13 protein-coding genes and 1 tRNA gene are annotated in these 16,706 nt (G+C 67.1%); 11 read left to right on the top strand and 3 right to left on the bottom strand.

Annotated elements, in window-relative coordinates; all coding sequences use genetic code 11:
- Positions 1-8: 8 nt before the first annotated feature.
- Positions 9-1,140, top strand: a protein-coding gene (prfB, locus tag VHC04_RS11005; protein ID WP_325681033.1) for a peptide chain release factor 2 whose coding sequence is annotated in 2 segments (ribosomal slippage) — positions 9-77 and positions 79-1,140 — 1,131 coding nt in all. Because the reading frame shifts where the segments join, the coding sequence is not laid out codon by codon here.
- A gap of 109 nt (positions 1,141-1,249) precedes the next feature.
- Here the strand turns inward: prfB and VHC04_RS11000 are convergent.
- The gene (locus VHC04_RS11000) at positions 1,250-2,554 is read right to left on the bottom strand and encodes an MFS transporter (protein WP_325681031.1); all 1,305 of its coding nucleotides are present in this window, start codon (positions 2,552-2,554) and stop codon (positions 1,250-1,252) included.
- Positions 2,555-2,699: 145 nt separating this feature from the next.
- Complete coding sequence (locus tag VHC04_RS10995) at positions 2,700-4,100, bottom strand: helix-turn-helix domain-containing protein (protein ID WP_325681029.1); 1,401 nt, start codon at positions 4,098-4,100, stop codon at positions 2,700-2,702.
- A 252-nt stretch (positions 4,101-4,352) separates the two neighbouring features.
- Here VHC04_RS10995 and VHC04_RS10990 point away from each other — a divergent pair, with 252 nt between their 5' ends.
- Positions 4,353-4,757 (top strand): hypothetical protein, encoded by a 405-nt coding sequence (locus VHC04_RS10990; protein ID WP_325681027.1) that lies wholly within the window; start codon positions 4,353-4,355, stop codon positions 4,755-4,757.
- A 24-nt stretch (positions 4,758-4,781) separates the two neighbouring features.
- Here the strand turns inward: VHC04_RS10990 and VHC04_RS10985 are convergent, their stop codons facing one another.
- Complete coding sequence (locus VHC04_RS10985; RefSeq protein ID WP_325681025.1) at positions 4,782-8,375, bottom strand: hydantoinase B/oxoprolinase family protein; 3,594 nt, start codon at positions 8,373-8,375, stop codon at positions 4,782-4,784.
- 285 nt (positions 8,376-8,660) lie between these two features.
- Between VHC04_RS10985 and VHC04_RS10980 the strand changes: the two genes are divergently transcribed.
- From VHC04_RS10980 to VHC04_RS10940, 9 genes are all read left to right on the top strand, one after another.
- A complete protein-coding gene (locus VHC04_RS10980) occupies positions 8,661-9,497 on the top strand; it encodes a transporter substrate-binding domain-containing protein (protein WP_325681023.1) in 837 nt (278 codons plus the stop codon).
- Between the two features lie 12 nt (positions 9,498-9,509).
- Positions 9,510-10,163 carry an amino acid ABC transporter permease gene (locus tag VHC04_RS10975; protein WP_325681020.1) on the top strand — a complete coding sequence of 218 codons (654 nt, stop codon included), beginning with the start codon at positions 9,510-9,512 and terminating at the stop codon, positions 10,161-10,163.
- Positions 10,160-10,816 (top strand): amino acid ABC transporter permease, encoded by a 657-nt coding sequence (locus tag VHC04_RS10970; protein ID WP_325681018.1) that lies wholly within the window; start codon positions 10,160-10,162, stop codon positions 10,814-10,816. The genes VHC04_RS10975 and VHC04_RS10970 overlap by 4 nt, the downstream gene beginning before the upstream one ends.
- Before the next feature lie 19 nt (positions 10,817-10,835).
- Complete coding sequence (locus tag VHC04_RS10965; protein ID WP_325681347.1) at positions 10,836-11,606, top strand: amino acid ABC transporter ATP-binding protein; 771 nt, start codon at positions 10,836-10,838, stop codon at positions 11,604-11,606.
- Between the two features lie 13 nt (positions 11,607-11,619).
- Complete coding sequence (locus tag VHC04_RS10960) at positions 11,620-13,002, top strand: aspartate aminotransferase family protein (protein ID WP_325681016.1); 1,383 nt, start codon at positions 11,620-11,622, stop codon at positions 13,000-13,002.
- Positions 13,003-13,130: 128 nt separating this feature from the next.
- Positions 13,131-13,206 (top strand) — tRNA-His (locus VHC04_RS10955).
- Positions 13,207-13,222: 16 nt separating this feature from the next.
- On the top strand, positions 13,223-13,837 hold the full coding sequence (gene mobA, locus VHC04_RS10950) for a molybdenum cofactor guanylyltransferase (RefSeq protein WP_325681014.1): 615 nt from the start codon (positions 13,223-13,225) through the stop codon (positions 13,835-13,837).
- 13 nt (positions 13,838-13,850) lie between these two features.
- Positions 13,851-14,651: an aspartate dehydrogenase gene (locus VHC04_RS10945; RefSeq protein ID WP_325681012.1), complete on the top strand. Its 801-nt coding sequence runs from the start codon at positions 13,851-13,853 to the stop codon at positions 14,649-14,651.
- 519 nt (positions 14,652-15,170) lie between these two features.
- Positions 15,171-16,523, top strand: a complete 1,353-nt coding sequence (locus VHC04_RS10940; RefSeq protein WP_325681010.1) for an MFS transporter — start codon at positions 15,171-15,173, stop codon at positions 16,521-16,523.
- The last annotated feature ends 183 nt before the right edge of the window (positions 16,524-16,706 follow it).

Below are 16,706 nucleotides of genomic sequence, written 5' to 3'. Positions count from 1 at the left end.
GTGATCCCATGTCCGCCGAATCCGACGCCCTCAACGATCAGATCAAGCAGTCGATCGCGCTGCTGAGGAGGCATCTTTGACTGGGATGCCGCCGAAGCCCGTCTCGCCGACCTGAACAACCGCGCCGAGGACCCGGCGCTGTGGAACGACTCCGCCGCCGCCCAGAAAGTGATGCGGGAACGCAACCAGCTGGCCTCCGCCATGGAAGGCGTGACGAAGCTGGAGCAGGAGGTCGCCGACGCGCTGGAACTCATCGAGCTGGCAGAGGCGGACGGGGATGAGGCGATGCTGGCCGAGGCCACCGCATCGCTGCGCGCCGCCGCCGAGGAGGCGAAGCGGCGCGAGATTGAAAGCCTGCTGTCCGGCGAGGCCGACGCCAATGACTGCTATATCGAACTGAATGCCGGTGCCGGCGGCACCGAGGCACAGGACTGGGCCGAGATGCTGATGCGCATGTACATGCGCTGGGCGGAACAGCACGGCTACAAGGTGCAGCTACTGGAAGAGTCCGAGGGCGAGCAGGCCGGCATCAAGTCCGCCACGCTGCTGGTCAGCGGTCCCAACGCCTATGGCTGGCTGAAGACCGAGGCCGGGGTTCACCGCCTGGTCCGCATCTCCCCCTTCGATTCCAACGCCCGCCGGCAGACCAGCTTCGCCAGTGTCTGGGTCTATCCGGTGGTCGATGACAACATCGAGGTCGAGATCAACGAGTCCGACCTGAAGGTGGACACCTACCGCGCATCGGGGGCCGGCGGCCAGCACGTCAACAAGACGGAAAGCGCCATCCGCATCACCCATGTCCCGACCGGGATCATCGTCGCCTGCCAGACCGACCGCAGCCAGCATCGCAACCGGGCGCAGGCGATGGCGATGCTGAAGGCGCGGCTGTATGAGGCGGAGCTGCAGAAGCGCGAGGCGGCCGCCGCGGCGCAGGAGAACGCCAAGACCGATATCGGCTGGGGGCACCAGATCCGGAATTACGTGCTGGCGCCCTACCAGCTGGTGAAGGACCTGCGCACCAACGTGGAAACCGGCAATCCGTCGGCGGTGCTGGACGGTGACCTGGATGCATTCATGGCCGCCGCCCTGGCCGCCCGCGCCGGCGCCACGCGGTCGGAGGCCAGCGCCCAGGCACGGTAGCCGCCGGGCCGGGGGCGAATGCGGCCCCTGGTCACTGGCCCCTGGTCACTGGCCCCTGGTCACTGGCGCCTGATCACCGGCGCCCCGTCACTGGTGCCTCGTTGGCACGTCACACTCGCACCGCCGTCGTCCGTGGCTGGCGCCAGCCGGCGACCAGCAGGCAGCACACGCCCGTCACCGATACGACCGCGATCGGCATGATCCCCAGCGAAAAGCTGCCGGTTTCGTCCTTGATCCAGCCGATCATCCAGTTGAAGAAGAACGACGACAGGTTACCCAGCGCGTTGATCTGCGCCAGCCCGGCGGCCGCGGCGGCGGGGCCGAGCCATTCGGAGGACAGCGCCCAGAACGGGCCTTTGCTGGCATAGGTGCCGGCGGCGATCAGCGTCAGCAGACCGATGGTCAGCCACAGATTGTTGGTTACCCAGAACGTCGCCACCATCGCCAGTGCCATCCACAGCAGCGGCAGCGCGTTGTGCCACACCCGCTCACCGGAGCGGTCGGAGCTATGGCCCCACATCACCATCCAGACCGCGGCGATCGCGAAGGGCACGGCGTTCACGAGGCCGGTCTGGAAGTTGGTCAGCCCGAATGATTTCACCAGTTGCGGCATCCACAGCGCCAGCGAGGTCGAGGCACCGGACGCCCCGGCATAGACCAGCGCCATCATCAGGACGGTGCGGTTGGTCATGATCCGCCACACCGACTGATGCTCGACACGCGGCGCACGCTGACGCTCTGCTTCCAGTTTCGTCATGAGCCAGCGCTGCTGGTCCAGGCGCAGCCAGTCGGCATGTTCCGGCCGGTCGGTTAGCCAGACGAACGCGCCGATGCCCAGCAGGATGGTCGGCACGGCTTCCAGGATAAAGATCCACTGCCAGCCGCCCAGGCCAAGCACGCCGTCCAGCCCCAGGATCGCGCCGGAGATCGGCGAGCCGATCAGCCCGGCGACCGGGATCGCCACCATGAAGATGCCGACGATCTTCGCGCGGTACTCCGACGGGAACCAGTAGGTCAGATAGAGGATGACCCCTGGGAAGAACCCGGCCTCGGCCGCGCCGAGCAGGAAACGCAGGATGAGGAAGGAAGTCGGGCCACCGATCAGCGCGAACGCGGCCGAAACGATGCCCCAGGAGATCATGATGCGCGCGATCCAGGTACGGGCACCGAAGCGGGCCAGGGCCAGGTTGCTGGGTACTTCCAGGATGAAATAGCCGACGAAGAAGATACCGGCGCCCAGGCCATAGGTTTTCGGATCGATGCCGACCGCCCTGTTCATCTGCAAGGAGGCGAAACCGACATTCACACGATCGATATAACAAAGCAGATAGGCAATGATCAAAAATGGCATCAGCCGCCAGAAGACACGGCGCATGGTCGCCTGTTCCAGCTGGTCGACCGCCGAGGCAGCCATGGACATCTGTTCCTCCCAAATCCGTCTTTTGCGAAATCCTAGGCATAGATGACGCCTAGGCGCCAGTCCCGCAGGCAATGGCTTTTGGTTGGGAAAGAGATCGATCCACACGCGATGTATCCCCGGACTTTCCGGCCCGGCGCCGTCACCGCCGCCTCGCTTCAAAACGATACGGCGAGGAACCGGCCGTCAGGGGATCCAGCGCCAGGCGGTGTTCCAGAGGCGGAAAGGCACGACTGTAACAGTCCTGCCGATCGCAGAGGCGGCAGGACAGGCCGATGCCGATCTTTGATCGCTCCAGGTCCAGCCCGTCCGCATAGGCGACCTCGCCGGCATTCGCCAGCGCGCAGCCCATCGCCACGACATGCATCGGCCGCGGCTCACCATAGCGCACCGCCGGCGGAGCGACGGTACGGGCGAAGCACAGGAACGCGGTGCCATCCGGCAGTTCCGCCACCTGCACCTGTACCGTCGCGGGCTGGGCAAACGCGGTGTGCACCACCCAGCGGGGGCAAGAGCCGCCGAAACGTGCGAACGGAAAGCCGGCGGCGGAAAATCGTTTTGATACATTACCGGCCGGATCGACGCGCAGGAAGAAGAACGGCACGCCGCGCTGGCCGATACGCTGCAGGGTCGACAGGCGGTGACACGCCTGCTCGAACGACACGCCGAACCGCGCGGCGACCAGTTCCATATCATGCCGTAACGAAGCCGCCGCGCCGCGAAACACCGCGTACGGCATCAGCAGCGCCCCGGCGACATAATTCAGCAATCCGATCCGGATCAGCATTCCTGCTTCCGTGGTGCTCGGCGACGCCTCCTGCACCGCCGCCTCGACGGCGTCACGGGCCTCCAGCAGAGCCAGCTGGAACGCCATCTGGAAGCCGCGGCTCTGGCGCGGCAGGTTTTCCGACAGGGCCAGGCTGCGCGTGGCGGGGTCGTAGCGGCGCAGCGCGCCTTCCAGCGGCTGGACCGAGACGGTTACCGCATGAACCCGGCGCAGTCGTTCCGCAATCGCATGGTTCATCTCCGACGGCGTGCCGGGCGCGAGTTCCGCCGCCAGCGCCTCGGCGGCGGTCTCCAGCGCCGGGAAGTGGTTGGAGTGCTCGTCGAAGAAGTCCCGCGCCTCCTCATTCGGCAGGATGATCCGCCGGCCGGACGGCAGCGCCATGCCGCTGGCATCCTCCCGCGCTACACGCCAGGCGCGGTACAGCGCCAGGATCGCCCGCGCGGCATGCGGGCTGCCGGCGGCGATGGCCTCCACTTCGGGATGAGGCACCGCCTCCACGCCAAGCAGCGGGTCGCCAAACGCCTCCCGCAGCCCGACCTCCAACTGGCGTTCCTGCGAACCGGAAAGCTCCCGCAGATCGACCCGCAGCGTCTCTGCCAGCTTGATCAACAGGGAAGCGGTAACGGCCCGCTGGTCGTGCTCGATCAGGTTCAGATAGCTGGCGGAGATGCCCAGCGAGGCGGCCAGCGCCTGCTGCGACAGGTTCCGCTCCGAGCGCAGGCGACGGACGGTGCGGCCGATCAGGGTACGGCTCATGCAGGCTGCCTTCGCGCCGGGGCCCGGATTGCGGCAGTGGCCGCGACGGCAGGCGGCGCGCCGGAGAAGGCGGTGTGCATGGCGGGTCTCGGACCCCTCTCTCTCACTTGTTTACAACCTTTACAAATCTGGCGACAAGGCAGTGAAGTCAGTCACGGGATTGCGGATATCCGGGTGTTTTCGCCCTTCCAACCCGTCGCCAGCATGTCAATTATTCACCAACGGAGCAATTGAAAGCTGGAGGACCCGACGATGCGCACCACCCTTTTCCGCACCCCGGACGGTTTCGCCACCGGTCGCCATGGCGACACCGTCGCCCGCCGGTATGAGGGAGCAGCCGAGGGCGTCGCCTCACTTGGGATCGAGGCCGTGCCGGGCCACGAACGGGACGATGATGGCCTGGTCCATGGCCATCGCTGGGCGGACACGGAGATGCAGGCGGGGCCGCCGCGCCCTGCGCCGCACACCAGGGCGCCGGCCGAGGAGCGGTGCGATGACGGCCTCGTGCATGGCCACCACTGGGCAAGTGCCGCGGCGTCACAGGCCCCGCACGCCCGGCCGACCGCGTGGTCGCTGCCACTCGTGATGCTGCTGCGCCAGGCGGAGCAGTATGACGACGGGCTGGTGCATGATCACGCCTGGGCGGCGGGGACGTGACCAGCACCCCGCGTCCATGCCGGATCAGGCGGCGCGCCCGAATCCGCCGCCACCCGGCGTCTGGATGACGAAGACATCGCCGGGCCGCAGCTCCGCGCTGTCGGTCCCAGTCAGCACCTGGCGCACGCCATCGGCACGCTCGACCCATTGCAGGCCGGGCGCGCCATCGGCGCCGCCATCCAGCCCGAACGGCGCCACGGTGCGGCGGGAGGAGACGATCACCGCCGTCATCGGCTCCAGGAAACGGACGCGGCGCACCGCGCCGTCACCGCCACGCCATTTCCCCGCGCCGCCTGATCCGCGGCGGATGGCGAACTGCTCCAGCCGGACAGGATAGCGCAGCTCCAGCACTTCCGGATCGGTCATACGCGTGTTGGTCATGTGCGTCTGGATCGCCGAGGTGCCGTCGAAGCCGGGTCCGGCGCCGGTGCCGCCGCAGATCGTTTCGTAGTATTGGCGGGTGGCATCGCCGAACAGAAAATTGTTCATCGTGGCCTGGGAACAGGCAATGACGCCCAGCGCGCCGAAGATGGCGTTGCAGGTGGCCTGAGAGACCTCCGTGTTGCCGGCGACCACCGCCGCGCCGGGATGCGGCGACAGGAAGGTGCCGGGCGGGATCACCAGGGTCAGCGGCTTCAGGCAGCCATCGTTCAGCGGGATGTCATCGCCTACCAGGCAGCGGAAGACGTACAGCACCGCCGCCCGCGTTACCGCCGGAGGCGAGTTGAAATTTCCCTCGTTCTGCGGTCCGGTTCCCGTGAAATCCACCACCGCGCTGCGGCTCGCCTTGTCGACGCTGACCGACACGGCCAGGGTGCGGCCGTTGTCCATCTTGTAGTCGAAACGTCCCGACCCCAGCCGGTCGATCACGCGGCGCACCGATTCCTCGGCGTTGTCCATGACGTGCCGCATATACGCGCTGACCACCGGCCAGCCGAACTGCCCGACCACGCGCCGCAGCTCCTGCACGCCCTTCTCGTTCGCCGCCACCTGCGCCTTGATGTCGGCCACGTTCACGTCGGGGCTGCGGGCCGGATATTTCGCGCCGTTCAGCAGCGCCCGGAACGCCTCCTCCCGGAAATGGCCGCCGTCGACCAGCAGGAAATCGTCGATGACGACGCCTTCCTCCTCCAGCGTGCGGGAGACCGGCGGAGTCGACCCGGGCGTGATGCCGCCGATATCGGCATGATGACCGCGGCTGCCGACGAAGAACAGGATCTCCGTCCCCGCCTCGTTGAAGACAGGTGTCATGACAGTGACATCCGGCAGGTGCGTGCCGCCGTTGAACGGGTTGTTCAGCGCGACCACATCGCCGGGCTTCAACGTGTCACGACGGTGCGCCAGCACGGTGCGGACGCTTTCTCCCATGGCGCCCAGATGCACCGGCACATGCGGCGCGTTGGCCACCAGGCTGCCGGTGGCATCGAAGATGGCGCAGGAGAAATCCAGCCGTTCCTTGATGTTCACGCTCATGGACGTGTTCTGCAGCACCGCGCCGGTCTGCTCCGCCACGTTCATGAACAGGTTGTTGAACAGCTCCAGAAGCACCGGATCCGGCCGGCCGGTATCGGCGGCGACGGCGTCGGGCCGAGCCTCCGTGCGGCGGAGGATCATGTGGTCGAGCGGGGTGATTTCGGCGGTCCAGCCGGGCTCCACGACGGTGGTGGCGTTGGCCTCGCGAATCAGGGCCGGGCCGGGGATGCGGTCGCCGGCCAGCAGCGCGGTGCGATCCAGCACCGGGGCCTGGCGGGACTCGCCACCGGTAAAGATGTCGACGTGATCGATCGGTTTCGGGGCGCCTTCGCTCCGCCGGGGCAGCGCCGCCTCGCGTGCGGCCTCACCGGGAAAAATCGCCTCCGCGGCGACGGTCTCCACCACCACCGGACGGTCCGGCGTGGCGAAGCCGAAGCGGAGGCGATGCGCCTCGGTGAATGCCGCACGGATCGTCTCCAGATCGGCCAGCTTGATGATCAGTGCCGCCTCGGTGCCGGCATAACGCAGGTGGACGGTTCTCGAGATAGCGACCGAGGCGGCCGTAGCCCCTTGTTCCGCCAGCGCTTCGGTTGCCTCGGCCGCCAGCTTGTCGGCCAGTGCCTCGACCTGCGGCAGGTTCTCCGCCGACAGGGCGATTTCCACCGCCTGTTCCCGCATCGCCGTCTGGTCGGCGAGGCCCATGCCATATGCGGACAGCACGCCGGCATAGGGGTGGATGAACACCGTTTCCATCCCCAGCGCGTCGGCCACCAGGCAGGCGTGCTGGCCGCCGGCGCCACCAAAACATTGCAGGGCGAAGCGGGTGACGTCGTGCCCCTTCTGCACCGAGACCTGCTTGATCGCATTCGCCATGTTGGCCACGGCGATACGCAGGAACCCCTCCGCAACCTGCTCGGCGGAACGGGCTTCGCCGGTCGCCTGTCCGATCTCCCGCGCCAGTTCGCCGAATTTCCGCCGCACCACCTCGGCATCCAGCATCTGGTCCCCGTTCGGGCCGAAGATCGCCGGAAAATGCCGCGGCTGAATCTTGCCGACGCAGACATTGGCGTCGGTGACCGCCAGCGGACCGCCGCGGCGGTAGCAGGCCGGGCCGGGATCGGCGCCGGCGGAGTCCGGCCCGACACGCATGCGGGCGCCGTCAAAATGCAGGATGGAGCCGCCACCCGCCGCCACCGTGTTGATCGCCATCATTGGCGCCCGCATGCGCACACCGGCGACGGCCGTCTCGAAGGCGCGCTCGAAGCCGCGGTCATACAGCGCGACGTCGGTGGAGGTGCCGCCCATGTCGAAGCCGATGATCCGGTCCAGCCCCGCCATGCCGGCGGTGCGCGCGGCGCCGACGATGCCGCCGGCCGGTCCGGACAGGATGGCGTCCTTGCCCTGGAAATTCTCCGCCGCGGTCAGGCCGCCGTTGGACTGCATGAAGTAGACCTTCGTGCCGGGCAGCTCCCCGGCCACCTGGTCGACATAGCGGCGCAGGATCGGCGACAGGTAGGCATCGACGACGGTGGTGTCGCCGCGCGGCACCAGGCGCAATAACGGGCTCACCGCATGGCTGGCGGAGACCTGGGTGAATCCGGTCTCCCGCGCCAGCGCCGCCAGGCGCCGCTCGTGGTCCGGATATTTCCAGGCGTGCATCAGCACGATGGCGCAGGCGGCGATGCCGGCTGCACGTGCCTCGGCCAGCACGGCGCGGGCCTGGGCTTCATCCAGCGGTTCGACTTCCGAACCATCCACGGCGACCCGGCCGCCGATTTCCTCCACCCGTTCGTACAGCATGGTCGGCAGGGTGATGGCGAGGTCGAACAGCCGCGGCCGCGCCTGGTTGCCGATGCGCAACGCATCGGCGAAGCCGCGATTGACCAGCAGCAGGGTGCGGTCGCCCTTACGCTCCAGCAGCGCGTTGGTGGCGACGGTGGTGCCCATCTTCACCGCCTCGATCCGGCCGGCCTGGATCGGCTCGTCGAGCTTGATGCCCAGCACCGACTTGATGCCGGCGATGGCGGCATCCTGGTAGCGTTCCGGGTTTTCGGACAGCAGCTTGTGGGTGGACAGGCTGCCGTCGGGATGGCGGGCGACGATGTCGGTGAAGGTGCCGCCGCGGTCGATCCAGAACTGCCACATATGCCAAAGCGCCCGTTGTCTGAACGGCGCGTATCTGGGCAGAAGCGGCGGGTGCGCGGCAAGCCCTGAAATGGCGTGGCCCGGTTATGCTGTCCGCCGCCACGCGTCGCGGGCGCCCGGCGAGACCCATTCGCGCAGCCGGGCCAGGACGGGATCGTGCCGATCCTGCCAGGGTTGTGCTCATGCCCGCCAATAATGGACGATCGGCCACCTCCGCGTCATCGGTGCAATCCCCGAAACGCGCGGCACGGTTTTCGCAACGTCCCATCCGCAATGGGGGATGGGATGAAAACTCTGCTACGATCCGCGCTCTCCGCGCTGCTGCTTTTCACGGCATTTGCCGCGGCCAGGGCAGACGACTCACTTCTGGACACCGTTCTCAAACGCGACAAGATCATCGTCGCCACCTACAGCACCTCACCGCCGCTGGCCTATGTCGATGACAACGGCAAGCTGGTCGGATTCGAGATCGACATGGCCCACCAGATCGCCAAGGACCTGCTGGGCGATGAGAACAAGGTGGAGTTCGTCGTCGTGCAGTCCGATGGCCGCTTCCCGGCGGCGCTGTCGGGCAAGGTGGATTTCGGCCTGTGCTCGACGACGATCTTCCCCGATCGCGCGGTGCGTATCGCGTTCACCCGGCCGTACCTGGACACCGGCAACAGCCTGATCGCCCGCAAGGATGCTGGCATCAAGGATTTCGCCCAGCTCAACGACCCGAAATTCACTTATGCCATCCTGAACGTGCCGCCAGCGATCGAGCGGGCGAAGCAGTTGCTGCCGAACGCCAGGCTGCTGCTGCTGGACAGCCCCTCGGCGCTGTTCCTGGCGGTGAAGACCGGCCGCGCCACGGCGTTCAACATCGACAAGCCGATCGCTGATTATTACGAACATGAAAACGACGACCTGATGCGGCTGAACGTGGACGGTACGCCCTTCGCCTATGTCCAGCAGGACGCCATCTTCATGAAGCCCGGCGACTTCAAGTGGTGGCTGTTCCTGGATACCTGGGTCGGCGAGCTGCGCTCCGGCTCCCGCTACCCGCAATACGTGGCGTGGTACCAGAAATGGCTGCACAAGGACCCGCCCCCGCAGCGGGGCTATGATTTCAACAAATACTAAGCCGCCATCGGCATGGCCATCGACCTAAACTTCCTCGCGCGCCTGCTGCCGGATCTGTTGCAGGGCGCGCTGGTCACGGTCGAGCTGTCGGTGCTGACCATGCTGATCTGCCTGGTCTGGGGCCTGCTGGTCGCCCTCGCGCACATGACGCGGGGGCCGCTGGGCTGGCTGGCTGGCGCCTACATCCAGATCGTGCGCAACACGCCGCTGCTGATCCAGATGTATATCGTCTATTTCGGCTTTCCGATGGCGGGGTTCGCGTTCAGCGGCTTTACCTCCGGCCTGCTGGCGCTGTGCCTGCAGAATGGCGGCTACGTGGCCGAGATCTATCGCGGCGGCCTGCAATCGGTCTCCGCACGGCAATATGAGGCCGGGCGCGCCCTCGGCATGCGCCGCTGGACATTGTATCGCGTGGTGATCCTGCCACAGGTGATCGCGCGGGTGGTCCCACCGCTGGCCAACCAGGCGATCAGCATCACCAAGGACACCGCCCAGGTCGCCGCCATCGCGGTGATGGATATCATGAAGGTGGCGCAGGTCTGGGTGGAATCGTCGGCCAATACCTATGACGTGTTCTTCGCGGTGGCACTGATCTACCTGGTGCTGACCACCATCATCAGCCTGGGCGCCCGCATCGCCGAACGGCAACTGGCCTTCGCGTCATGATGAAGACGTTCGCGCCGCTGCTACACAGCTACTGGTACCTGTTCCGCGGTGCCGGCATGACCCTGCTGATGGCCGGCACCGCCGTGATCCCCGCCACGCTGCTGGGCGTCCTGCTGGCCCTGGCCCAGATCTTCGGCCGCCGCGCCACCCGCTCGGCTGTCCTCTTCTACATCCTCCTGCTGCGCGGCATTCCGCTGCTGGTGCTGCTGACCTTCGTCTATTACCTGCTGCCGCTCACCGGTATCGACCTGCCGCCGTTCTGGGGCGTGGTGCTGGTGCTGGCCTGCTACTACGCCGCGTTCATGAGCGAGGCGTTCCGTGCCGGCATCCAGGCGCTGCCCCAGGCGCAGTGGGACGCCGCCAGAAGCCTGGGCATGAGCCGCGGGCAGATGCTGCGCATCGTCATCTTCCCCCAGGCCCTGCGCCTGGCCGCGCCGCCTTTCATCAATTTGTGCGTCAACCTGGTGAAGGCGACCTCCCTGGTCTCCATCGTCGGGCTGTGGGAACTGACCATGGCGAGCCGGGAGGTGGTGGAGCGCACCCTGGCACCGTTCCAGATCTTCATAACCGCCGCCGCCATCTACTTCGTCATCTGCTATTCCCTGGCGCTGTATGGAAAATATCTTGAACGTCGAGCCCTCACCGGCCACTGACACCGCCCTGCCGAGGCCGATGCTGGCGATGTCCGGCATCGTCAAGCGCTATGGCGACAACCGGGTGCTGCGCGGCGTGTCACTGACCGTGGCGCGCGGCGAAACCGTGGTGGTCATCGGTCCCAGCGGATCGGGGAAGACCACGCTGCTGCGCTGCGTGAACCTGCTGGAGGATTATCAGGAGGGTACGGTCGCCGTGGACGGCGCCCCGGTCGGCTATGCGCTGGACCGCGCCGGCAGGCGCCAACGCATGTCCGAGCGCGACATTGCGGCGGCGCGCGAGCAGATCGGCATCGTCTTCCAGAGCTACAACCTGTTCCCACATATGACGGTGCTGGAAAACATCGTCGCCGCCCCCGTCCGCGTGCGGGGCGTGCCGCGCGCGAGGGCAGAGCAGCGGGCGCGGGACCTGCTGGCCATGGTCGGGCTTTCGGACAAGGCGGACGCCTACCCCGTCCGCCTGTCCGGCGGTCAGCAGCAGCGCGTCGCCATCGCCCGCGCCCTGGCGATGGACCCGAAGATCATGCTGTTCGATGAGGTCACCTCGGCGCTGGACCCCGAACTGGTCGGCGAAGTGCTGGCGGCGATGCAGCAGCTCGCCCGCGACGGCATGACCATGATCGTGGTGACCCACGAAATGAGCTTCGCGCGCGACGTGGCCGACCGGATCGTCTTCATGGACGGTGGCGTGATCGTCGAGGAAGGTCCGCCGGAACAGATCTTCGGCGCACCGCGGACCGAGCGGGTGCGCCAGTTCCTGAAACGGTATAATGAACGCTATCGACTCTGAGGAGAATCCCGCCATGTCAGCCAGCACGCTGCCGAACGCCACCCTGACCGCGACCTATGAGGCGATGACCCCCGGCTCGGCCGCGCTGGCAGGCAAGGCGCGGGAGCTGCTGCCCAGCGGGATCGCGCATGACAGCCGCAATTTCGATCCCTATCCGCTGTATATACAACGCGCGCTCGGCCCGGTGAAATGGGACGTCGACAACAACAAATACGTCGACTATTTCGGCGGTCACGGCGCGCTGATCCTGGGCCACAACCATCCCGCCGTCATGGCCGCCGTCCACGCGGCGCTGGACCGCGGCACCCATTTCGGGGCCTGCCATGAGCTGGAAGTACGCTGGGCGGAACTGATCACCCGGATGGTCCCCTCGGCGGAGCGGGTGCGCTTCACCTCCTCGGGCACCGAGGCGACGCTGATGGCGCTGCGGCTGGCGCGCGCCTGCACCGGTCGGGAAAAGATCGTGCGGTTCCGCGGGCACTTCCACGGCTGGAACGATCACATGACCAGCGGCTACTCGAATCATTTCGACGGCACGCCGACCAGCGGTGTGGTGCATGGATTGTCGGACAGTGTGCTGCTGTGCGATCCGAACGATGTGGACGGCATCACGCGCCTGTTCAACGACCACAAGGACATCGCCGCCGTCATCATCGAGCCGACTGGCGCCAGCTTCGGAAAGATGCCGATCCTGCCGTCCTTCCTGCAGGTACTGCGCGACCTGACCCGGCAGGCCGGCACGATCCTCATCTTCGATGAGGTCGTCACCGGCTTCCGCGTCTCCCGCGGCGGCATGCAGGCCGCATGCGGCATCATCCCCGACATGACCACGCTGGCGAAGATCGTCGCGGGCGGCCTGCCGGGCGGCGCCGTGGTCGGCAAGAAGGCGCTGCTGGACTGGCTGGACTTCAAGGTCACGACCGCCAAGGGGCTGGAGAAGATCTATCACCCGGGCACCTTCAACGCGAACCCGGTCTCCGCCGCCGCCGGCATCGCCACGCTGGAAACCCTGCAGAACACCGATGCCAATGACCGCGCCAACGCTTTCGGCGCCGAACTGCGCCGCAAGATGAACGAGGTGCTGGAGGATGAAGGCGTGAAATGGGCCGTCTACGGCACCTATTCCGGGATCCACGTCTATACCAACCCGGACGATGCCGACATCACCCCTTCCACCTTCAACGCGCTCGACTTCGCCCCCTCCATGCTCGGCAAGGCACGCGGCGCCGGCATCACCTCCAAGGTGCGGATGGGCATGCTGGTGAACGGCGTCGACATGAACTCCGGCCCGTCCGGGACGATTTCCGCCACGCACGGGGACGAGGAGATGGCGATCACCGTCGATGCGTTCCGCGCGACGATCCGTTCGCTGCGGCGCGAGGGGCTGCTGGCCTGACGCAGCCCCCGGCACGGTCGATGGCCCGGCACGCGACAGGCCTGCTGCGCGGCCGCCCGGGCGGGCTTGCGACAGGGACGGTGCTTGACGCAGATGCCGCGTCGGGCCTACACCCCGCCCCCTGGATGGCGGGCGTAGCTCAGTTGGTAGAGCGCCAGGTTGTGGTCTTGGATGCCGTGGGTTCGAGTCCCATCGCTCGCCCCATCCTCCTTCCCCGAACATGAGACAGATCGCCGGGCTGGTTCTGGCCGGGGGCGCGGCGCGCCGCATGGGCGGCGGCGACAAGCCGTTGCGCCTGCTGCTGGGGCGCCCGTTGCTGGACTACGCGCTGGCGGGGCTGGACACACCGTTGCGGGCGATCAGCGCCAATGGCGAGCCCGGCCGCTTCGGCCGGTATGGCCTGCCGGTCCTGCCGGACGGTCCCTTTGCCGGGCGCGGCCCGCTCGCCGGCATTTTGGCCGGGCTCGACTGGGCGGCCGGGCAAGGCGCCGAGCTGCTGCTGACGGTGCCGGGCGACACGCCGTTCCTGCCGCCCGACCTCTCGCGCCGGCTCATCCCCGCCCCCGCCTGCGCGCGCAGCGACGGGCAGGCGCATTATCTGACGGCCATGTGGCGCGTCAGCGATCGCGCCGCCCTGCGCGCGTTCCTGTCAAACCCCGGCTCACCCCGCGTGTCGCGATTTGCGGATAAGATCGGCCTGCGCCGCATCGATATCGCGATGGAGCACCCTCTTTGGTTCGTGAACATAAACACATTGCAAGAGCTGGCGGACTTGGAAACGATGGCATCGCGGCAAGGTGGGGCGATCGCGCCGCCTCCGTCGCAAGACCGGTAGCGGGAACGTCATGATGCGGACTGTCGCCATCGCCGGATTGGGCGCCATAGGGCTGCCGCTGGCGCGCGCCCTGGATCAGCGGATCGAGGGCCTGAAGCTGGTCGCGGTAGCCTGCCGCGACGCGGCGAAGGGCCGCGCCAGCCTGTCCGGCTTCATCGATCCACCCCCGATCGTCTCCCTGCCCGAATTGTCGGACGCCGACATCGTGGTGGAGGCCGCGCCCGCCGCCATCTTCGACAAGATCGCCACCCCGGCCCTGGAGGCGGGCCGTGTCCTGGTGCCGATCTCGGTCGGGGCGTTGTTGCCACGCATGCATCTGCTGAAGCTGGCGCAGGCAACCGGGGCGCGGATCATCGTGCCGACTGGTGCGCTGCTGGGCCTGGATGCCGTCCGTGCCGCCGCCGAGGGACCGGTGGACAGCATCACCCTGGAAACCCGCAAACATCCGCGCGGCCTGGTTGGCGCCCCCTATCTGGTCAAACACGATATCGATCTGACCGGGCTCGCCCGGCCCGAAGTGGTGTTCGAAGGCAACGCGATGGAGGCGGCGGCCGGATTCCCCGCCAATGTCAACGTCGCCGCCGCCCTGGCGCTAGCCGGGATCGGCCCGGTGCGGACCCGGGTGCGGATCTGGGCGGATCCGGCGGTGACCCGCAATATCCACACGGTCACGGTGGAAGCCGACGCCGCCCGCTTCTCCATGACCATCGAGAACGTGCCGACGCCGGAGAACCCGAGGACCGGCAAGATCACCGCCCTGTCGGTGCTGGCCTGCCTGCGCGGCATGGTGTCTCCGCTGAAGGTCGGCACCTGATCCACGGAAGGCCGGCAGGGCCGGACCGGCCCAGTCAGCCTATGGAAAATCTTCGGAAAAACTCGGTGGGGCAGACGCGCGCCACGCGGTCCTTCCAGCCCCGCAAGCGGGGTATGCCGGCCGGCACATGCATCGCCGCCATTCCGGCAATCCAGCGCCGGTCGCACCCGGGTTTGTTCCGTTACCGTACCGTACTGGCCGCAATGGGCGTCAGTGTTCCGGTATCCGGTGCCAGTGTCAGCGCGGATTGACATCACCGGCATCGTGCACGTGATTGCCACGGACGCGGGTCGGCTGGAACGCGAGCACCGACATGCAGCCATGCGGGCGACCGCGAGAGGAAACCAGGGCGGCGGCGTGCCGCTTTCCCTGCAATTGACAGGTGACATCGTGGCATGTGTCATTCGACCCGTGCTGGATTGCTCCACGCGAGCGGGCTGGAGCAAGCCAGCGGACAGGTGACCTGATCGCGGATGCAACCCGGCCACCAATGCAAGAAAAAGCAGCGGAGGACGCATCGTGACCTCGATCAGCGCCCGGTTGGACCGGCTTCCGATCACATCGACCCATCGCATGGCGTTTCTCGCGCTGGCATTCGCCTATTTCTTCGAACTCGGTGACCTCAATACCTTCGCCTACGCGGCACCGGGAATCATCCATGGCTGGGGCATCAGCGTGGACACCGTGGCGGCCATCACCGCGGCCAGTTTCGGCGGCATGTTCATCGGCGCCATGACCGGCGGCACACTGGCCAACCGGATCGGCCGCAAGCGTGCGTTCATCCTGTCCACCCTGTTCTACTCGGCGTTTTCCCTGCTCAACGCCTTTGCCTGGGATGTATCCTCCCTCGCCGTCCTGCGCTTCCTCACCGGCATCGGCTTGTCGTCGATGACGGTGATCGCCAACACCTATATCGGTGAGTTCTTCCCGGCCCGGCTGCGTGGCCACTACATGGGTCTGACCATGACGATCGGACTGGTGGGTATTCCGGCAACCGCCTGGGTCGCGCGCTTCGTCGTGCCCAGCGCGCCGTGGGGCTGGCGGCTGGTCTTCGTGTGGGGCGCGCTGGGCATCGTGGCGATCGCCTTTGCCACGCGCATGGTCGAATCGCCGCGCTGGCTCAGCATCCACGGCCGCGCCGAGGAAGCCGATGACGTGGTGCGCCGGCTGGAAAAGGAAGCCGAGAGGCACGGCCGGCTGCCGACCGCCGAGACCCGGCCGGATGAGCCGCCGCGCCCGCGGCGCGGCTACATGACGGCGCTGCGCGCGCCGCATCTCGGTCGTACCGTGTTCGTCGGCGCGATCAGCATCGTCAGCACGCTGGGCTTCTACGGCTTCATGGCATGGGTGCCGACCCTGCTGTATCAGCATGGATTCTCGGTAACCCGGTCCTTGACCTATACGAGCGTCATTGCGCTATGCAATCCGGTCGGCGCGCTGATCGCCGCCTTCCTGATGGAGCGTATCGATCGTAAGTGGTTCAATGCCGGTGTATCGTTCTGGGTCGCGGCCTGCGTCCTGCTCTACGGTCTGGCGGATACGCCGGCCAGGATCATGCTGCTGGGCGCGCTGGTGATCATCGGCCTGCAGGCCGGCGCGACCGGCCTTTACATCTACAGTTCGGAACTGTTTCCGACCGAAATCCGCTCGCTGGGCGTCGGGATGACCTATGGCGCCGGCCGGCTGACCAATGTCGCCGGACCGTTCATCATCGCCGCGGTCTACAGCAGCCTTGGCTACTCGGCGGTATTCCTGACAGTGGCCGGCACCTTCCTGCTGCTGACGCTGTTGTATGCCGTGCTTGGCCCACGGACGACCGGGCGGCCGCTGGAAGCCGTCAGCCCCGGCACGACCAGCGCCCAGGCCGTCTGACTCGCGCGGCTCGTGCGCGGGCCGCGAGGGCGGACACCGCCATCCCGCCGTCGGCGACAAACCTGGGCGCACGTGGCCGCGAGGCGGCTTGGCTCTGCCGGGGGGCGTGGCTCCCCGGACAACCTGGCTTGGAAACACCTGGCTCCAAGACACCTGGCTCCAAGACACCTGGCTGCAACCTCG

This window comes from Rhodopila sp., from assembly GCF_035548095.1.
Taxonomy (GTDB): Bacteria; Pseudomonadota; Alphaproteobacteria; order Acetobacterales; family Acetobacteraceae; genus Rhodopila.
The sequence above is the reverse complement of the archived record's forward strand: the minus strand, read 5'-3'. Positions and strand labels throughout refer to the sequence as shown.